This is a genomic window from Vibrio sp. L5-1 (assembly GCF_021728315.1).
In the GTDB taxonomy this organism is placed as follows: Bacteria; Pseudomonadota; Gammaproteobacteria; order Enterobacterales; family Vibrionaceae; genus Vibrio; species Vibrio splendidus_K.
This window is the reverse complement of sequence record NZ_JAKKCQ010000008.1, coordinates 112,138-129,899: the sequence shown is the minus strand read 5'-3', so window position 1 is coordinate 129,899 and position 17,762 is coordinate 112,138. Positions and strand designations below refer to the sequence as shown.

Below are 17,762 nucleotides of genomic sequence, written 5' to 3'. Positions count from 1 at the left end.
GCCGACCTTAATTTAGTTGTTGGTTAACTTCTGCCGCGAGAGGGTTGAGGGTGATGGTTTCTAAAAGGGTGTCCGGTTTTGCTTGCTCTTGCTCTTTTGCTTGATGATCAACATAGCGTTTGATTACTTCCTCATCATCGAGAGGGAACCCTTTCGTAAAGACGATATTCACGATGCCCCCTGGATTGATTTCGATGAAGGGGTGATATAACTCGGCTAAGGCAATGTAGTAATCCGAAAGCTTACTCCCCACGTCTGAGGTGGCATTGCCCAATAAACTTAATCCCACATCCTTGCTGTTGAGGCTCGACGTTGAGCCCAGCGCTGAGGTTGAGGTGGTGCTGGCCAATCCCGCCCCCGTCTCACCCAGTCCGGTTAAGATGCCTGAGATGCCCGCCATTTGGACGATTTTACCGTTACGCAAAATCGAAGTACCACGGATGCCATTGCGGCCAAAGTTAAAGACGGTGCCTTGTACAGGAATGTCTAAAATGCGACCGTCCCGAATGCAACTGAGGGTGTGAGTGCGCGCCACGCCGCGATTGGAAGAGAGGTCACCGTACACGCTCCCAATAATGGTGCAGTCTTTGAGGTGGCTCTTTTCTCCATTGGGCAACACGCCTTCATGCACGGTTTGAAACACGATAGGCGCGGTATCGCTTTGACCGAACGCTCCGGCATTGGCATCCGCGCCACCGGTGATTTTGGCGGTCACAAAAGTGCCCGACGGGACGTAATTGTCGACGGTGCGTTGATACGCTGACTCTGAGGAGGCTGTCCAAAAAAAATCAAACGAGTCAAACGCTTGTCCTTGGTCATCAAACGAGGCCTTATCGGCGTTGCTGTATTGAAAGCTCTCTTTTTGCAGATCATTGGTGGCGTAAGAGGGCAAAGGTTTGGGAGGAAGTGGGCGCGATCCAAACGGCGCAGGCTCTCCCATGACGGTGAGGTGACGGGTTTCCTTTGAGGCTGGTGATGGGGTTGATGGCAAGGCGACGGTGCGCTGCACTTCTTGATGGCGGCGTATTTCATCGCGTAAGGTTTCGTTCTCTTTTTTCATTTGTGTGAGCGTATTTTCATTGCTCGTTATCAAACGTTCGACGTCTCGATTGAGGTTTTCCATCTTCTCTTTTACGTCTTCAATGTCTTGACCTTGTAAGGTCAAGGCTGAGCGGTTGTCTTTGTCGGTAAAATCATCAGTAATGATTTCCCCAAAATTGGGGGCTGACTCAACGACCTCTTGCGCAATATCAAGCGAGGAGCGAGGTTGTTTAAAGGCTTTAAATGCAAAAAAAACCGCGACCAAGAGCGCAACGGTCAATAAGCTGAGTATTTGGTTGCGTTGCTTACTTTGCTTATTGGCATTGACTCCATCCTCTAAGTCCGACTCTCTTAAAAGCCACTGTTTAAATCGTCTCATTAGTGTCCTCCTGTGATGATGTACAGATGGGTGGATTCACCTGGGGCCAAGGTATAACGATCAAGCGAGGCGCTCCGGCTGGCGTAACTGTAAAATTGCGCTTCGGTCAGTGTCACGGTGTCACTGGATTGATTTTTAACTTGATAAATAAGCCCTGAGAAAGGGCGACCGACAAACAGGGTTTGCGGAATAATGGCCAGTGGTGACGTGTCTTTAGGGAGTGTCTCTGGGTCAATCGGATGGACACGAAACCCTGGGATAGGCGTCTTGGAGCGCTGCCAATGTATCATTTGTTTGGTGAGTTGCCCCAAGGCCAAAGGGTATTCGAGATCTTTTTCAAAGACACTTTTCTCTTCAGTAGAGCGAAGCGAAATGAACTCGCTGACCACCGCAGGGACGGCTTTAGGATTAATAAAAAGCGAGAAATTTTGGCCTTTTTCTGTGGTGACGTGCGCGGTAAAAGGCAAGGCGATGTTGAGTTTGACGGTAATAGAGCCCGATTGGTCTCGTTGATTGGCTTTAGCGAGACAAAATCCTCTAGGGCAATGAAGGTTTACTATCTTGTCGTCTTTCACCACTAAACGATTGGTGTTGACTGAGGATAAGGGCAACACAATGGTGTCATTTTGCTCAAAATAGTAGGTCTTTGCGTCAATCGTATGGGCGTGGCTTATGATGGGTAACAACAAACCAACAAAAGCATAAATCAAGCGTATTTTCATAACGGTATCTCTTTAGCTATGGTGTGAAGTTCAATCAAGCCACTTGAATAATTGGCTTGGAGTAGATACGTCACGGGCTCAGGGTCGAGTGTGCGCCCCGCGATGGTTTTGTTGAGTGTGCCTCTGACCCGTATTTTCATTTCATTGAGATTGATGGACAGCGTGTCAACTTCAAAAAAACTGGTGACGTCGTTCTCGATGATAAATTCGGCTTCTCGCATTAACTTGTCTTGTAAGCCGCTCCAGTATTTAGGCGGCACGTAGGTAATGAGTAAGTTGAATTGACGTTTAACGTTAGAGGGCGTGACATTAAATTTTAGGTGTATCCACCAATCGGCCATCATAGAAAGATACGCTTCATCAACCGCATCGCTTGAGATCGTAAACGCTCGGTCGATATGAGGTGGCACGAAGGTGCGCTTTTCCGCTTGGTTTTGACTTAATAAAGCAAAACTCAACCCAGCGGTTCCTAAGGCGGTGATCAACACCACCGCGGTGAGGACGTAATTGATAAAGCGAGCCGCTTTAAGCGCCTCGCCGTTATGTTCATTGAGCATCAGTAAATCCAATATTTTTTTGTGGCGGGGGGCGTGCGTTTAAAAATGGTTTTATTCGCTGTGTCATCCCCATACCAGTGGATGAAGTGAATGATGAATTTGGGGCCGTGTCGGACTTTTAAGCTGCGAATGGTGAGGAAAAATCCGATACACACGGCGACCGCGACCAACCGATTGATGTTGAACAACATCAAAAACAACAAGATAGAAGGGAGTATTTCATCGATTGGAAATCCGACTATTTTGACGTCGGTTTGTAAGTAGTTTGGAAAAGCGAAGAGGGTTTGTTTGTCTTGATGATCCATGGTGAAATAAGGCGAATAGTTTCGCGCTCTCCTTATGTGGTTTATAAGCCTACAAACCCTTTACCGACTTCCCAGAACACCACGCCAACGAAAAAGCCGATGATGCCACCCACCCAGTTCTTTTGCATGATGCCAACGATGATGCCGCCAATCAGGCCTGCCACCAGAATGTAGAACTCGCCAGAAGACCCCGTTCCGACCGTGTTGGTCACGGTATCTTTACCACTGGCAAAAAGGTCATCAGCGTAAGCGGGTGACGCACAGGCAAAGTAGACGGCCATGAGCGTACAAAAGTGACGCCAATACATAAGAGGAAGGTTGAAGCGTGAGGTTTTATCTTTCATGTGGTTACCTTTAAATGTAAATAAAAGAGGCACGACATCGCACCGCCTTTATCAAAAGGGGTGTCGTGCATCTGGTGGGTTGAAAAATGGACGTTGTTAGTTCCCCATATTTTGGGGAATGCTTTGGGCCGCATGAGTGAAGGTGTTGCCGTTGAGCCCCATGGTTCTTCTCGATTACATTAAAGGCAACAAGGAAGCGTTTACATACTTCAAACCGCGATTGCGACTGACGTGTTGTTTCCAATTTTGAGGGGTCATGATCGTATTCTTGAGTTTACGATAATGTTTTTTGCGAGCATTCTTTGATGGTGGTGGCGTGAGTTGACGGACTGATTGGGTTTGTTTTTGAACCGAAACGAAATGAACACCTTTCCAATAGAAAGGAAAGGGGAGGCGGTCAGTAAAAGGCAACAAAGCAGCAAATGCCATGTATTCACGCCCGACCGAGCCCAGTACTTTGAAGCTGACAAAATCCCCTTGTTCAACAAAGCGGTCCAATAAACTCCCCGCCTCATTTTCACGACAATATCCGTATACAATTTGCATTATTTAAACTCCTTTTAAGGACATTGTTTTGCTCTTTTAAAACAACAAAACAATGGGCTCTCTCTCAAGAGCCGTGCTACAAACTGGCTTGTGTATTCTTGTAGTAGAATACGCACACCCAAAGGGTGTGGTGTCTGGTATTCCCAAGTAACTCTGTTGAACCACTCAACCAGCGTGCTTAATTGAGTAGAAAAACAGCCTTGGACGTCGCCCCAGATAAGGCTCCTGAACTTTTTAGGCATATTACGCAGGCCTGCGCCCATCTGCGGCGCTTTTTGCAATAGTGAAGGCAGCCACTCTTACGGTGATGCGGGTGTTGGTATGCAGATGGAATAAAAAGCCGACGAATGTGTTTTTCGACTTTGAGTTCAAAGACTGCGATATCAACGTAGTCAGTATTAATCAACATTAATGGGGAAGACAATGTTTGAAAACATCGGAAACGCACAATGGACTTGGTGTTCGATAGCTCGTGAAAGAACGGGGCCAAAAGGGTTTTCTGAAGAACATGCTCTGATGTATAAGGCGGAAACGGTCTGCTATCCTGGTTGGGCTCCAATAGGCTAAACCAGGAGTACTAGCAACAACATCTTTTCGTTGTGGATTAAGGTAAGCTTTATGACGTTTTTGTGAGCGTCTCACTAACCCGCTCGTGAGTATAACCATGAGCTAAAGCCCAGCGATGGAGATCTTCAATCGGCATAGGTTTGGCGTAATAGTAACCTTGATGTTGAAAGACGCCTCTGAATAAAAGCCCTTTAGCTTCGAGTTTATTTTCAACTCCTTCCGCTACTAGATTGAGCTCTAATTGTTTAGTCATCTTAATATACCCATCGAGAACAGCGGACTTTCCTTCATCAATGGACCGTGTAAACATTTTGTCTATCTGGAACCGCGTGTTTTCTCTGGAATTTTTTGTCTCAATCCTGTCTACGTTCATGGGTAAGGCAAGCCGATTGTAAGAGTCGTACTCTATACAATATGCAACGTTATTAAACGTTTGACACCGATCTCCCACATCGTTAATCTGTAACGGCACTGGCAAAATCCAGTGCCGGGCGTAGGAACCCGTTTTGTTTTTCTCAAGGCGCATGGACGTCAGCTTTTTGCTGGTTTTTTTCATGTGCGGCTTCGGCACATCTAAACATGGTGGCTTTGCTTATCTATTAGGCAAAATGCATCTGAATTATGGTGGGCTGGGCAGGGCAGCTTCGGCTGGCCGTGTCCTTGAGAGCGGTATTCCTACCCCTGTTCAGTTCACCACCCGAAGCGTAGGAACTCCGAGTGGTGATTTAGCAGGCTAAATCTCAAGGAGGCCATCATGCCAAATCTAACAATCCTTTCTAAAGACATCCGCACACTTGATAATTTGTATTCGTTAAATGACCTGCATAAAGCGAGTGGTGGACACAATCGACATCGTCCAAGTATTTTTATCAAGAATCAGCAAACTCAAGAACTGGTTAATGAAATTGAGCAAAGCAGTAATTCCTGCTTTGCTGTAAACACCAAACGTGGCGGTAGTAATGCGGGGACTTGGGTATGCAAAGAACTTGTTTATTCTTATGCAATGTGGGTTAGCCCTAAGTTCCATCTAAATGTCATTCGTGCGTTCGACAGTATGCCCACAGCTGCAGCTCTTCCAGCTCCAACCGTTCCGCAAGACCTCTCCTTAAACGACTTAATTTTTGAGTTGGCGAAGGCGAAAAACGTAACAAGCCAAAATGTTCATGTGTACTACAATGCCGTATTCAACACCAATACTTGGTTCCAAGAGCATGGATTCGAACATGCGTTGGCAAAAAGAATATTAAAACAAGACTTGGCAAATGAGTTGCGCAGTCAAACCCCTGAACTACAATTCCTTAAGCAACAAGCTAGAGAGAATGGTTTAGCATTAGTGGATGAAAGTGAATATCAAAGCTTCCAAGGCCGAATGCAAATGCAGCAAAAGCAAATCGAGAAGTTGGTAGATGATGTAATGGCGTTAAGTCGAAATCATAGTGCGCTAACAAGACATGTTCTGTGATAAGTATTACTAATATTTAGTAACTCAATGGAAGAGTGATGATCTACTTGAAATCTACTATGATTAGATTTGATGAAATTTGTCATGCTTCCTTTCAATCTCCTGAGAAGCTACAAGAACATTTAGAACTGATAGCTAAGGTAAAGGTGTATATCAGTTGGTAGACCAGAAAGGCAACTTTGAACGTAAGGCAGACCAAAGCGACAAGCTTTCGTGTCATAAGGACTATCTCCATATACCTCGATGATGCTTGGAGTGTTTGTATTAACTGCGACATGCAGTTTTGTCTGCACTCTACGTTGGCCATCCGTACTATGCTCTAACCTAAATATAAGTCGATGACCCACCCAGTGGTATTGAGAAGATTCTCTTCACCATAAGGGTTTTCGTGAAGACTAAATCAGTGAATATACCTGCACTATCACACTTACTTTGTTTAAGTCGGATCCATCCACTTCTAGTTTCTTCATTAATTTAAAAGGTCAGAGAGTTCGTTTAATAGCCGCTTGATTGTGTTGCTTCAAGTTGATTTTTATAATGAGGCTAAGGTATATGATTAAGACGTATGACGAGTGTAGTTGATTAGATCGTAGGTTCGAGACTTAGCGTCATCGAACTATGCTACAAAGCTTTACGTAGAGCAAAATAAACTGAAATAATTTCAAAATTATTTTCAAAGATGGCTCTATTGAAGTTTCAATATAAACAAAGGCTTAGTTCTTAATTGTTCGTTATGTGAACATGACAGTTGACGATGCGATGATCAGATCCATCAAATGGGATTACATTAAAAACACTTTTCTAACTAATATTCACTTCGAAGCAGCGAGACGCTGTATTAATTTGAATAATCCAACAAATATCATTATTAAGTTATTCGTTAGATTATTTACTCCTTATATTTAGTAACAAGAGTAAATTTGTCATGGACATTATTTCTAATCTGTTTGACATGGCACCATTTGTCGCATTATTTATTACACTCTCATTGGGTTATATGGTTGGTAAAATTACTATCGGCCGATTTGTTTTAGGCGGGGTAGCCGGAACATTATTAATGGGCGTAATTATTGGACAATTTGGTGTTCAGATTGATCCCGGCGTAAAAAGTATTTTCTTTGCGCTCTTTATTTATGCTGTGGGTTATCAAGGCGGTGCGCAATTCTTTAAAGCCCTTAACTTCAGAACCATTAACATTCTGCTCTCTGCGGTTGTTATGACGGTTTCAGGCTTATTATGTGTGCTTGCTGCTGCGTGGTTATTTGACCTAGATAGAGGTACTGCTGCAGGTCTAGCGGCTGGTGGCTTAACTCAATCTGCAATCATTGGTACTGCAGGCGATGCGATTGCACGTTTAGGCGGCGTATCCGAAGAAGCCAAACACCTAATGCAAACTAACGTCGCTGTTGGTTACGCCGTAACATATATCTTTGGTTCTTTAGGTCCAATCTTGATGGTGACTTGGGTATTCCCAACGCTCATGAAGTGGGATATCCGATCTGAAGCTATCGCTCTAGAAGAGAAAAACTCGAACGGCAAACGCGATTTAGCAGACGGCGAATTTAACGCGGTAACCGCTCTAGTGACACGTGCTTTTAAAGTAACTAACGACGATAAACTGATTGGGAAAACGCTAGCACAATTGAATCAATCATCACTTGCTGCGTGTATCGAACTTATTGAGCGCGACGGAAAAGAGCTAAGTGCAGACAAGTTCACAGCGCTTAAAGCAGGCGACCTTGTTGTGGTTACCGGCCGTAGAAATGCGGTTCATGAGCTACAGAGCGAGGCACAAAGCAATGAAGTAGCATTACCGGAAAGCTATGAAGTTATTGAAGAAAATCGTCAACTTATCGCTGATAACCGCAAGCTAATAGGTCGCTCGCTAAAAGAAATCAAAGACAGCTCAAATCAACGCTCATTCCGCGGCGTGTATGTGACAGACTACATGCGTGCAGGTACTTCAGTGGCCATTACTCAAGACCTTATTGTTGAGAAGAACGATGTTATCCAGCTAACGGGTACGGCTCAAGACATCAACCGAGTTGAAAAATACATCGGTAAGCGAATGGGTTCTGCGACTATGACTGACTTCATCGTACTCGGTTTCGGTATGGTGTTGGGCCTTCTTATTGGCTTAATTAGCTTCAAGATTGCAGGTATTCCCGTAACGATTGGTTCTGGTGCAGGTTGTTTGATCTCTGGTTTACTTGTTGGTTGGTTACGTAGCCGAAACCCACATGTCGCTCAGTTCCCAGTGGGTGCAGCAAACTTCATTCGTGACTTTGGTCTAGCGGCATTTGTAGGTATTGTTGGCCTACAAGCAGGCCCCCAAGCGGTTGATACCATCAAAGAACACGGTATGTCACTTCTGTTCTTGGGTATGGCAGTCACCATCATTCCACAGATTATTTCATTCTTCTTCTCGTACTTTGTATTGAAGATCAAGAACCCAGTAGAAGCGTTAGGTTGTGTGACTGGTGGTCGAAGTGCAAACCCAGCATTCGCAGCATTGATGGAAAAAACAGGAAATGCAACGCCAGTATTCTCTTTCACTGTGACTTACGCAGTAGCCAACGTGTTACTGACTCTATGGGGACCAATTATCGTCGGCATTATTACCGTTAATGCGGGTATGTAATTAAAACCGCGAACTCATTATAGATTTAAAACAATTATCAACTTATTAACAGACCTACCCAATCAAAAAATAGGGTAGGCCTGAATAATCACACTTAAGTAAAACACTTTATTTAATTAGAAGTGTTTAAGATTAAATTATTAGGTAAATATTATGACTACAAAAAATACTACTATCGACTTTTCAAAATTCGCTAATTTAAGCCCGTTTGAATTAAAAGACAAATTAATTGAAGTCGCGCAAACAGTACCAGACCGTGCTTTATTAGATGCAGGCCGTGGTAATCCAAACTTCCTAGCAACGCTGCCACGTAAAGCATTTATTCGTTTAGGTGAATTCGCAGTAATGGAAGCGGAGCGTACATACTCATATTTAGACGGTAGCTTTGGTGGTATTCCAGATGGTGTTGGTATTGTTGAGCGTTTTGATTCTTACGCAAACAACAATCAACAGAACCCAGGTGTTCAATTCATTGAAAAAGCTCTGAGCTACGCAAAAGATCGCTTAGGTATTGAGAAGCAAGTGTTCTTAAATGAGCTTGTGAATGCGTACTTAGCGTGTAACTACCCAGTACCACCACGCATGTTGACGAATATCGAAAGCGTAGTAAAACAATACATTGCAGAAGAGATGTACGGTCCAATGCCAATGACGACGGATTTCGATCTGTTTGCAACGGAAGGTGGCACTGCATCAATGACGTACACGTTCCAAACCATGTTTCACAACGGTCTACTAAAGAAAGGCGATAAGGTTGCGTTGATCACACCAATCTTCACTCCTTACTTAGAAATCCCTGAGCTTTCAGAATACGAACTAGAGATTGTAGAGCTTCGTTTAGATGAGACAACATGGCAGTTACCTATGTCTGAAATCGAGAAGCTTGAAGACAAAGACATCAAACTGCTGTGTGTGGTGAACCCTGCAAACCCTGCATCAGTGAAGTTCTCTGATGAGACTCTGAATAACCTATCAGACTTCGTGAACACACAACGTAGTGATCTGTTCATTATCACCGATGATGTGTACGGCACATTCGCAGACGATTTCGTTTCTCTGTTTGCCAAACTTCCATACAACACGCTTTGTGTTTACTCATTCTCTAAGTACTTTGGTGCGACAGGCTGGCGCCTTGGCTCGATTGCGATTCAACACAATAATGTGTTCGATGATGCAATGCGTAGCCTACCAGAAACGCGTCAACTTGAACTGGATGAGCGTTACAAGACGTTAGACCCAGAACCACGCGGTATTAAGTTCATCGACCGTATCGTTGCCGACAGCCGAAGTGTTGCACTCAACCACACAGCAGGTCTTTCACTACCACAACAAGTTCAGATGGCACTGTTCTCATTGAATTGCCTAATGGACTCAGAGCAAAACTACAAAGAAGCGTGCAAACGTATCATTCGCGAGCGCTACAAAACGTTGTACAAAAACATGGGTGTAGAAATTGAAGAAAACAAAGATCGTGTGGACTACTACACATTGCTTGAGCTCGACACTTTGGGCGGCAAATTGTACGGCCCAGCTTTCGTTGAATGGTTCAAAGCGAATGAAAAGGGCAAAGACTTCCTGTTCCGACTTGCACACGAAACAGGCGTTATTTTGCTTCCTGGCAAAGGCTTCGATGTAGTTCACGCTTCTGTTCGTGTGTCACTGGCTAACCTGACTCACCATGAGTATGAACTAATTGGCCGCGCAACTCGCAAGGTGTTAGACGAACACTTCTCTGAGTTTCAAGGCGCATAAGTTCTAATCAAGCTTAGAAGTGAATACATGATTTTAAGTCATCGATGTTCAAATCACTAAGAATAAGCCTCGGCGATGTCGAGGCTATTCCGACCAAATAAGCACAGTGTTCAAGTAGCTATCTATTGGATGCAATCGTTGTGTTTATTTAGTCGCCAAATCCAAGCGAAATTCATTCCGACAAAATCAGAAGAACGGCGTATGAAAAGTATTATTTCTATTCAATCTCACGTGGTTTATGGGCATGCAGGCAACAGCTCTGTGGTTTTTCCAATCCAAAGAATGGGACTCGATGTGTGGCCAATCCATACTGTTCAGTTCTCGAATCACACTCAATATGAGCAAGGTTGGACAGGCCAAACATTTAGTTCAGACGATATTCGACACTTAATTCGAGGCTTAGACAACATCAGTGCATTGAAAGACTGTGGCGCAATCCTTTCGGGTTATCAAGGAAGTGCAGACCAATGCAAAGCGGTTGCCGAGGCGGTTAACCTCATTAAAGAAAAGAACCATAGCGCACTCTACATTTGTGACCCTGTAATGGGCGACCCGGACAAAGGTTGCATTGTTGATGATGGCGTGAAAGCGGCTATTGTCAAACATTTGCTGCCCATAGCTGATGTCATCGTGCCAAATCAATTTGAGCTGAGCGAATTGACCGATACCAAAATCGACTCGCTTTATGATGCGGTTACGGCCTGTAAGAAAGCGCTGGAACTTGGGCCAAAAATGGTGCTCGTGAAACATCTGCACTCATTATCCGATGATGCGTTCAGCATGATCCTAGCAACGAAAAAAGCATGCTATTTAGCCCAACGACCGAATATCGAATTTGAGAAACAGCCAGTTGGTGTTGGCGACCTTATCTCTGGCCTATTTACTGCGGGATTAATGAAAAGAATGTCTCCGGTGGCTGCATTTCGTCATGCAAACAACGCTGTCTATGGTGTGTTGGAGCTGACTAAGAGTTATGGCACTTGGGAATTACAAACGATTAATGCTCAATATGAATTTGTTGAGCCGACCCACGATTTCAACGTGGTCAAAATAGGCTAGAGCGATTAACTCCAACAGTGCTTAAGGTCAAGCTAAGGGGGGCGACTATTCGATGGGTAGCGTCCTACAAACGAGATTACGAATTAAGCCGGATACTAGCTATATTACGACCACAAAGAGATGGACTTCACTTTACCCTATTTATTAACCTCTCTGTTTTTTAGGTTCCTTATTTATTAAACAGAGTCTCTGAATCATTTTAGAGAACACTAAATGAGCCTAAATATGAACCGTCTAATCTCTTCGGGTCTTACCGTTGCTTTGTCATTCCTGGTAGTGGCTTGTAGTTCACCTCACACGCTAGACGTACGCGTAAACAAAGACAATTACAAAGAAGTCACTGTAGAAGATGCATCATCAGTCGCTGAGCCATTGCGTATTTGGGCGAGTGAGTCGCCAGACTTCTTATACTCTCCAACTGATCAAACCACACCGATTACTGTATCAGGTGATCAACTGAACATCTTAGCGTTGTCCGGAGGTGGCGCAAACGGAGCTTTTGGTGCGGGTATATTGATAGGGCTTGAAGAGTCAGGTCAGCTGAAGGACTACTCCATAGTGACTGGCATCAGCGCAGGAGCGTTAATTGCACCGTTTGTGTTTATCGGGGGAGATGCGTTTTCGAAGATGAAAGAAGTAATGTTGAACATTAATGATAAATCAGTGCTCGGAAAAAAGAACTTTTTGAACACTGTCTTTAAAGATGCGTTTACCGATGGAGAAAACTTGTACCAGTTTATTGCTGAGGCTTTCCCTGAACCGATGATTGAACAAATTGCAACGCAACATCGCAGTGGCAAACGTCTGTTTATTGGTAGCACTCATTTTGATTCTGGTGAGCTTGTCATTTGGAATGTAGGTGCAATAGCAAATAGCGACATGCCAGATAAGTCTGAACTCATATATAAAGTGTTGGCCGCAAGTGCGTCTATTCCTGGCGTGTTCCCACCGCAGTTCATCGATGTAGAGCATGAAGATGAAATCTTTGAAGAACTACACGTCGATGGCGGTTTAGCGACTCAAGTATTCTTCAATCCCTCTAACTTCGACTATCAACAGATCTCAGATTCACTTGGGTTAGAAACACCACCACAACTCGATGTTATTCGAAATGGTGCGCTGAAAGCCCCGTATCACTCGTTGAGAGATAAGGGACTCGATTTGGTAGCAAAGAGCGTCTCAAGCCTGACGCTTGCACAAACGCGTGGTGATTTATATCGAATGAAATACATCTGTGAAATCAACAATATCGATATGCAATTTACTTATATGGAACACGACTTTGGTTATGCAAAACGCACCAAAGACATGTTTGATGAACATTACCTATTAACCATATACAAATATGGTTATCACAAAGCAACTCAAGGCAAACCTTGGGTAACCGAATTACCTTAATTAGGGATATTATCAAATGAAAAGAACAGCATTAACGCTACTTATCTTAGCAACCTCTAGCGCTGCAATGGCACAAAATGCAACCTCAATGGATCAGCAAAAAGTCGACAATGACATGCTACAACTGGCCGATGTTCAGCAAGAAGCGGCTTTGATCATGGTTGAAGAGAATTCGGACTACGTGGCGATTGATTACATTGGAAAGTGGGTTGAAGTGAACAATTACGTCACTCACAAAGAAGCCAAGCAACGCCAGCTTCAAAAGAGCACCAAGAAATACATTTACTCGCAAACGGGTGAAACTCTAGAGTCCATTGAGCAGCGTATTGCTGAACATATTCAAGCGGATCAACCTAGATATTTCAGTGTCGATGTTTATCGCAATTACCACGGTGATTCAGGCGACTTTAACTACTTAGCACGAGTTATCGAATATATTTAAGTTGTTAATTACACATCAATGATAGAACCTACTGACTTAAGTAGGTTTTTTTTTGCTTAAACCAGACGAATTCATCTCACTATTATTATCTGACAAAGTAGATATTTCGTCAGTCTGTGATAATTTAAATATATAACGATTAAAAATAAGCACACCAAAATGAATTTTAGCATTGAACAACTTCTCGCGTTCGTTACCGTTTATGACCAGCTCTCTTTCAGTAAAGCTGCCGTTAAGCTCAACAAGCACAGAACGACAATCGGACAGGTAATTACAAACCTTGAAGACCAACTCGCAGTAAACCTTTTTGAAAGAGTCGGCCGCTCGGTAGAGCCCACTGAAGACGGGCATCTTCTTTATCACTATGCCAAGCAAACCATTGAGCAAGCACGTACCTTCGACAAATTTGCATTGAGCCTTTCTTATGGGGGATTAGAAAACATCACAATCGCTTATTCAAGCGTGATTCCTCAACGTGTCCTTGTCGATATTCGAAAGCAACTCAAACGTGATTTCCCAATGATGCGAGTTAACTTTCTGGTTCGTAATAAGAAAGTGATTAAGCAAGGGATACAGGACGGTGAGTATCACTTCGGTTTGGTGAATGTTCACGATAGCCGTGCGATGCACAGTTTAGACGCAACTTTTTTAGGCCATATTGAATTCTATCCGTTCGTACAAAAGGGCGGTGAATTTACCAATTTAGACAAAGAAGATGTACTGGTTGCTTTAAGAAACTCGAAACAGTTTGTACTGAGATCTCTGATTGAAGAAGGGATGTCGGAAAAAATCGTTGTAAGTTCAGACCACGAAGAGATCGATCAACTTGCGTTGGTGATCAAAATGGTGGAAGAAGGCTTGGGTTGGGCACTTTTACCTAAATCATTTTTCTCTGACCCAGAGTTTTCTCAACACGAAATTGAACCAATTCAAACAGCTCAAATGGTTGAAGGTTTCAAATTTGGTTTTGCATTATGGTGTCCTCATTCGAAACAGGTCAGTGATATCAAGGGCTCTTTGACTTCAGTAATTTCAGAATACCGAGAGCGATTAATCAGTAACTACCGACCATAAATTTTTCATTTCAATGGTTTATATGTATTAATTCTTGACCGTAACTTACGCAGTTATTTCCCCAAAAGGCTCACTTAGAGCCTTTTTTTTTGTATCCGCGCTCTGAGCCTCACCTCGTTGGAAAGGTCATATTTTGATGGGTTTGACCCTCTATATGAGAGTCGGGCAATACCACCGTTTGGCCTATTCTAGTCCTGTCGATTAAGGACCCCCTTTATCGGCAATAAGTGTTTAATTTCTATGTTTACTGCAAGGACGCAGACTTTTGGCCGGGTTTCATTGCCCGGCCTTTTTTATGAGGCCAATCTTATGACTCGCTACGGCGGCTTTGTTCTTCTTTCCTGCTCTCTGTTGACCACTTCTTCTTTAGCATCGTTTTATGATCCTGTTGATGGTCAATTTGATATGGGGCATCACCTTGCAGAAAATGCCCATGGCTTTTTGCCTATTCCGATTTTGATTACCGAACCTGCAGTAGGTTACGGTGGCGGTGTAGCTGGCTTGTTTTTACACGAGACAGATGAAGAAAAGCGACAACGAAAGCAGGCAGCGCTATCTGCTATTGATGGTGGTGCGCAGCTTGTTCCTTCTGCAATGTCAGTGGTTGGGGCGGTAGGTACAGAAAACGAGACTTGGTTTGTTTTTGGTGGTCACAGACGTTCATGGATGAATGACTCTATCCGTTATACAGGTGGTGGTGGCTTTGGTGTTGCGAATTTGGATTTGTACACATCAATTAACTGGGGACCGATAGACCATGATCTTAGAATAGGTACATCAACTTCAGTGGCCGTTCTTTCACAAAAGGTACAATTTAGGATCGGACAGTCGCCTTGGATGTTGGGGATAAAACAGTTACTAGCTAAGTCTGAGATTGAATTTGATAATACGGTTTTAGACCGAATTTTAGGTAATGAATCGGTTACTTCTGGTCTAGGTTTGGAAGCTGAATATGACACAAGAGATAATCTATTTTATCCAACCAAAGGTTACAAATTGTCTGCAGATTACATGGTGTACGACGATGCGATTGGCAGTGATTACAATTACCGAAATTTGAACATAGATGGCGAAGCCTATATCCCAATCACTCAGAAATGGATGCTAGGGTTAGCCGCGAATTATCAAAACTTCGACCAACAAGATCGGCTTGTCTCCCCAACAGCGAAGCCGTATGTGTCTTTACGCGGAGTGTCTTCTTACCGCTACCAAGGTGATGAAATTGAAACAATACAAGGGCAACTCACGTATAGCATTAATCATCGTTGGAAGGTGTCTGGGTTCTACGGTTCTGGTACTGCAAAGCAAGATAACATCGTAAGTCACGATAGCACCATCAATGCTGGAGGTGTGGGGTTCCGATACCAAATCGCAAGACGTTACGGTTTACACCTTGGAATGGACTACGCGCAAAGCCATGAAGAAAGTGCCGTTTACTTTAATGTAGGCAGTGGATTCTAAACAAACAGAGTAGTTTGGTTTTTTCCATTTAAAAGGCGCTAATTTAGCGCCTTGTTTGTGTTCTCTCATAAGGGGTTAGGTCACTGTATAAGTAATTTTACCATCACTTAGGGTACGGATTGTCAGTTTGTAGGGCGAGATCCTCCATAAGAGATTCTACGATTTCATGTTTTGCTCATAACCTGTCTTGGTTTTAAGCAACTGGGTAACGGCGTGAAGACCTCGATTAAACAAGTAATATTGGTAGCTTCACTCTTCATGGTTACTCACCCCGCAGCGATAGGTGCAGACTTCAATATTAAAGGGCTGAGCAAAACTCTCACTGAAAATGTAGAGTTGCACTTAGAACCTTTGGTTGATGTCCCAACCGCACAGCTATCACATACTAAATTATTGAAACGGGTTCAAGACGCGCTCAACCCTTATGGCTACTATCATCCTCAGATAGCTATTGAACTTGATGACAGCGATAACCTCACCTTAAGCGTCGATTCTGGCCCTGTCATGTACATTGCAGAATCGGTCGTAAAAGTCACAGGTGAAGCGACTGAAGATGAAGAGTTCATCAAAATACTCACGCAAAGTCAGTTAGATTCAGGCTCACCATTATCTCATCAAGAATACGACCAAACTAAACGGGCGATCTTCTCTTTGGCAAAGCGTAAAGGCTATTTCGACGGTAGGTTTGTCGAGTCTATGATCGAAGTGATTCCTAGCGAAAACATCGCCAATATTCACCTGCATTTTTCAAGTGGCCCACGCTACAAGTTTGGCGCTATCAGCATTCCTGATGATGGTGTTGAACCTGCGCGTATCGAGAAAATTCCCACATTCAAACAAGGGGACGACTTTGACACGATAAAGTTGGGCGAGCTGCAGTCTGACTTGTTTGAAACTCAGTGGTTTCGCAGTGTCGTGGTACACGGTGACTTTAATCATCTTGATGACAATCTAAAAGTGCCAATCGAAATCATTGCTGAACCAAGCTCTCGTAACATTGTGCAAGTGGGTGGCGGTTACTCTACCGATCTCGGTTTAAGAGCGTCTTTAAACTGGTCAAAGCCTTGGTATAACCGAAGAGGACACAGCTTTGAAACACAGGCATATTTGTCTGAACAAGAGCAATCACTGCAATTAGGGTACAAAATCCCTACAGAGAAAGTCACGACCGATTACTTTGGTATTCAGTTTGAATCGAAACGAATTGATCATCGAGACACCAGTAGCTTTTCAAACGATCTTAAGTTTCAACGTTACTGGCAATTAGACAGCGATTGGCAAAGTACCATTTACGTCAAATACTTGCATGAACAGTACCGTCAGGCCTCTGAGGAAGACCAATCGCAATTACTGTTACCTGGTATCAGTTTTTCACAGGTTGATCGTAAAAATGATCAATTGGAGCTCAATCATCGACACATCTATTCTGTTGAGTATTCTGACCCTAGTTTGTTCTCTGATTCAAGGTTGTTGCGGTTGGAAGGAAACAGTGTACTTTCGTGGGACATTAGCGAAAGCCAGAAGCTTCATTTCCGTTCAAATGTCGGCGTTAACATAGCTAAATCGTTGTCGGATGTGCCATCGTCACTGCGTTATTTTGCTGGTGGCGATGGGAGCATACGAGGCTATGGTTATGAATCGATTTCTCCAAAAGATGACAACGGTGAATTAACAGGTGCACGCTATATGCTAACAGCAGGGCTTGAGTACCAGCATCAGGTTTACCGCTCGATCTGGATGGGTGCATTTCTGGATGTTGGTGATGCGTTTGATGATGAAGCGGATTGGAAGCGCGGCACAGGCCTTAGTCTGATTTGGAACTCGCAATTGGTGCCTGTGAAACTCGATTTTGCTTACGGTTTAGATGCGCCTCAAGGCGATGAGTTTCGTATTCACTTTTCTTTAGGGACTCAATTCTAATATTTGTACGTTGTTTAAGCTCTCGCGAGGATGCGATCCATCCAATGGGATTCAAGCAAATCGACAGAGCGTAATAACCTTTGTGCTCTAGC

At 43.6% G+C, this 17,762-nt stretch carries 16 protein-coding genes; 9 read left to right on the top strand and 7 right to left on the bottom strand.

The genetic code is table 11. The features are described from left to right. Positions 1-7: 7 nt before the first annotated feature. The 7 genes from L3V35_RS21725 to L3V35_RS21695 all read right to left on the bottom strand — a co-directional run bounded on the left by L3V35_RS21725 (position 8) and on the right by L3V35_RS21695 (position 5,017). Positions 8-1,420: a TraB/VirB10 family protein gene (locus L3V35_RS21725; protein ID WP_237300641.1), complete on the bottom strand. Its 1,413-nt coding sequence runs from the start codon at positions 1,418-1,420 to the stop codon at positions 8-10. Further along, positions 1,420-2,142 carry a type-F conjugative transfer system secretin TraK gene (traK, locus tag L3V35_RS21720; protein WP_237300640.1) on the bottom strand — a complete coding sequence of 241 codons (723 nt, stop codon included), beginning with the start codon at positions 2,140-2,142 and terminating at the stop codon, positions 1,420-1,422. Before traK ends, L3V35_RS21725 begins: the two co-directional genes overlap by 1 nt. Then, positions 2,139-2,699, bottom strand: coding sequence for a type IV conjugative transfer system protein TraE (gene traE / locus L3V35_RS21715; protein WP_048663622.1), 561 nt, complete (start codon positions 2,697-2,699; stop codon positions 2,139-2,141). The genes traK and traE overlap by 4 nt, the downstream gene beginning before the upstream one ends. Continuing rightward, positions 2,699-3,004, bottom strand: coding sequence for a type IV conjugative transfer system protein TraL (gene traL / locus L3V35_RS21710; RefSeq protein WP_016800278.1), 306 nt, complete (start codon positions 3,002-3,004; stop codon positions 2,699-2,701). The genes traE and traL overlap by 1 nt, the downstream gene beginning before the upstream one ends. A gap of 41 nt (positions 3,005-3,045) precedes the next feature. After that, entirely contained in the window at positions 3,046-3,348 is a 303-nt protein-coding gene (locus L3V35_RS21705) for a type IV conjugative transfer system pilin TraA (protein ID WP_237300639.1), read from the bottom strand. A gap of 174 nt (positions 3,349-3,522) precedes the next feature. Next, on the bottom strand, positions 3,523-3,894 hold the full coding sequence (locus tag L3V35_RS21700; protein ID WP_237300638.1) for a hypothetical protein: 372 nt from the start codon (positions 3,892-3,894) through the stop codon (positions 3,523-3,525). 616 nt (positions 3,895-4,510) lie between these two features. Then, entirely contained in the window at positions 4,511-5,017 is a 507-nt protein-coding gene (locus L3V35_RS21695) for an EAL domain-containing protein (protein WP_237300637.1), read from the bottom strand. 198 nt (positions 5,018-5,215) lie between these two features. Here L3V35_RS21695 and L3V35_RS21690 point away from each other — a divergent pair, with 198 nt between their 5' ends. From L3V35_RS21690 to L3V35_RS21650, 9 genes are all read left to right on the top strand, one after another. Next, positions 5,216-5,923: a KilA-N domain-containing protein gene (locus L3V35_RS21690; protein WP_237300636.1), complete on the top strand. Its 708-nt coding sequence runs from the start codon at positions 5,216-5,218 to the stop codon at positions 5,921-5,923. 925 nt (positions 5,924-6,848) lie between these two features. Then, positions 6,849-8,564, top strand: coding sequence for an aspartate-alanine antiporter (gene aspT, locus L3V35_RS21685; protein ID WP_154723770.1), 1,716 nt, complete (start codon positions 6,849-6,851; stop codon positions 8,562-8,564). A gap of 153 nt (positions 8,565-8,717) precedes the next feature. Then, positions 8,718-10,316 (top strand): bifunctional aspartate transaminase/aspartate 4-decarboxylase, encoded by a 1,599-nt coding sequence (locus L3V35_RS21680; RefSeq protein WP_102332933.1) that lies wholly within the window; start codon positions 8,718-8,720, stop codon positions 10,314-10,316. Positions 10,317-10,517: 201 nt separating this feature from the next. After that, positions 10,518-11,375 carry a pyridoxal kinase PdxY gene (gene pdxY, locus L3V35_RS21675; RefSeq protein ID WP_102332932.1) on the top strand — a complete coding sequence of 286 codons (858 nt, stop codon included), beginning with the start codon at positions 10,518-10,520 and terminating at the stop codon, positions 11,373-11,375. A 225-nt stretch (positions 11,376-11,600) separates the two neighbouring features. Further along, entirely contained in the window at positions 11,601-12,773 is a 1,173-nt protein-coding gene (locus tag L3V35_RS21670) for a patatin-like phospholipase family protein (RefSeq protein ID WP_102332931.1), read from the top strand. A 16-nt stretch (positions 12,774-12,789) separates the two neighbouring features. Continuing rightward, on the top strand, positions 12,790-13,215 hold the full coding sequence (locus L3V35_RS21665) for a hypothetical protein (protein ID WP_102332930.1): 426 nt from the start codon (positions 12,790-12,792) through the stop codon (positions 13,213-13,215). Positions 13,216-13,374: 159 nt separating this feature from the next. After that, on the top strand, positions 13,375-14,289 hold the full coding sequence (locus tag L3V35_RS21660; RefSeq protein ID WP_102332929.1) for a LysR family transcriptional regulator: 915 nt from the start codon (positions 13,375-13,377) through the stop codon (positions 14,287-14,289). A gap of 309 nt (positions 14,290-14,598) precedes the next feature. After that, positions 14,599-15,750 (top strand): BamA/TamA family outer membrane protein, encoded by a 1,152-nt coding sequence (locus L3V35_RS21655; protein WP_237300635.1) that lies wholly within the window; start codon positions 14,599-14,601, stop codon positions 15,748-15,750. Between the two features lie 201 nt (positions 15,751-15,951). Further along, positions 15,952-17,670 carry an autotransporter assembly complex family protein gene (locus L3V35_RS21650; protein ID WP_237300659.1) on the top strand — a complete coding sequence of 573 codons (1,719 nt, stop codon included), beginning with the start codon at positions 15,952-15,954 and terminating at the stop codon, positions 17,668-17,670. Positions 17,671-17,762 lie beyond the last annotated feature (92 nt).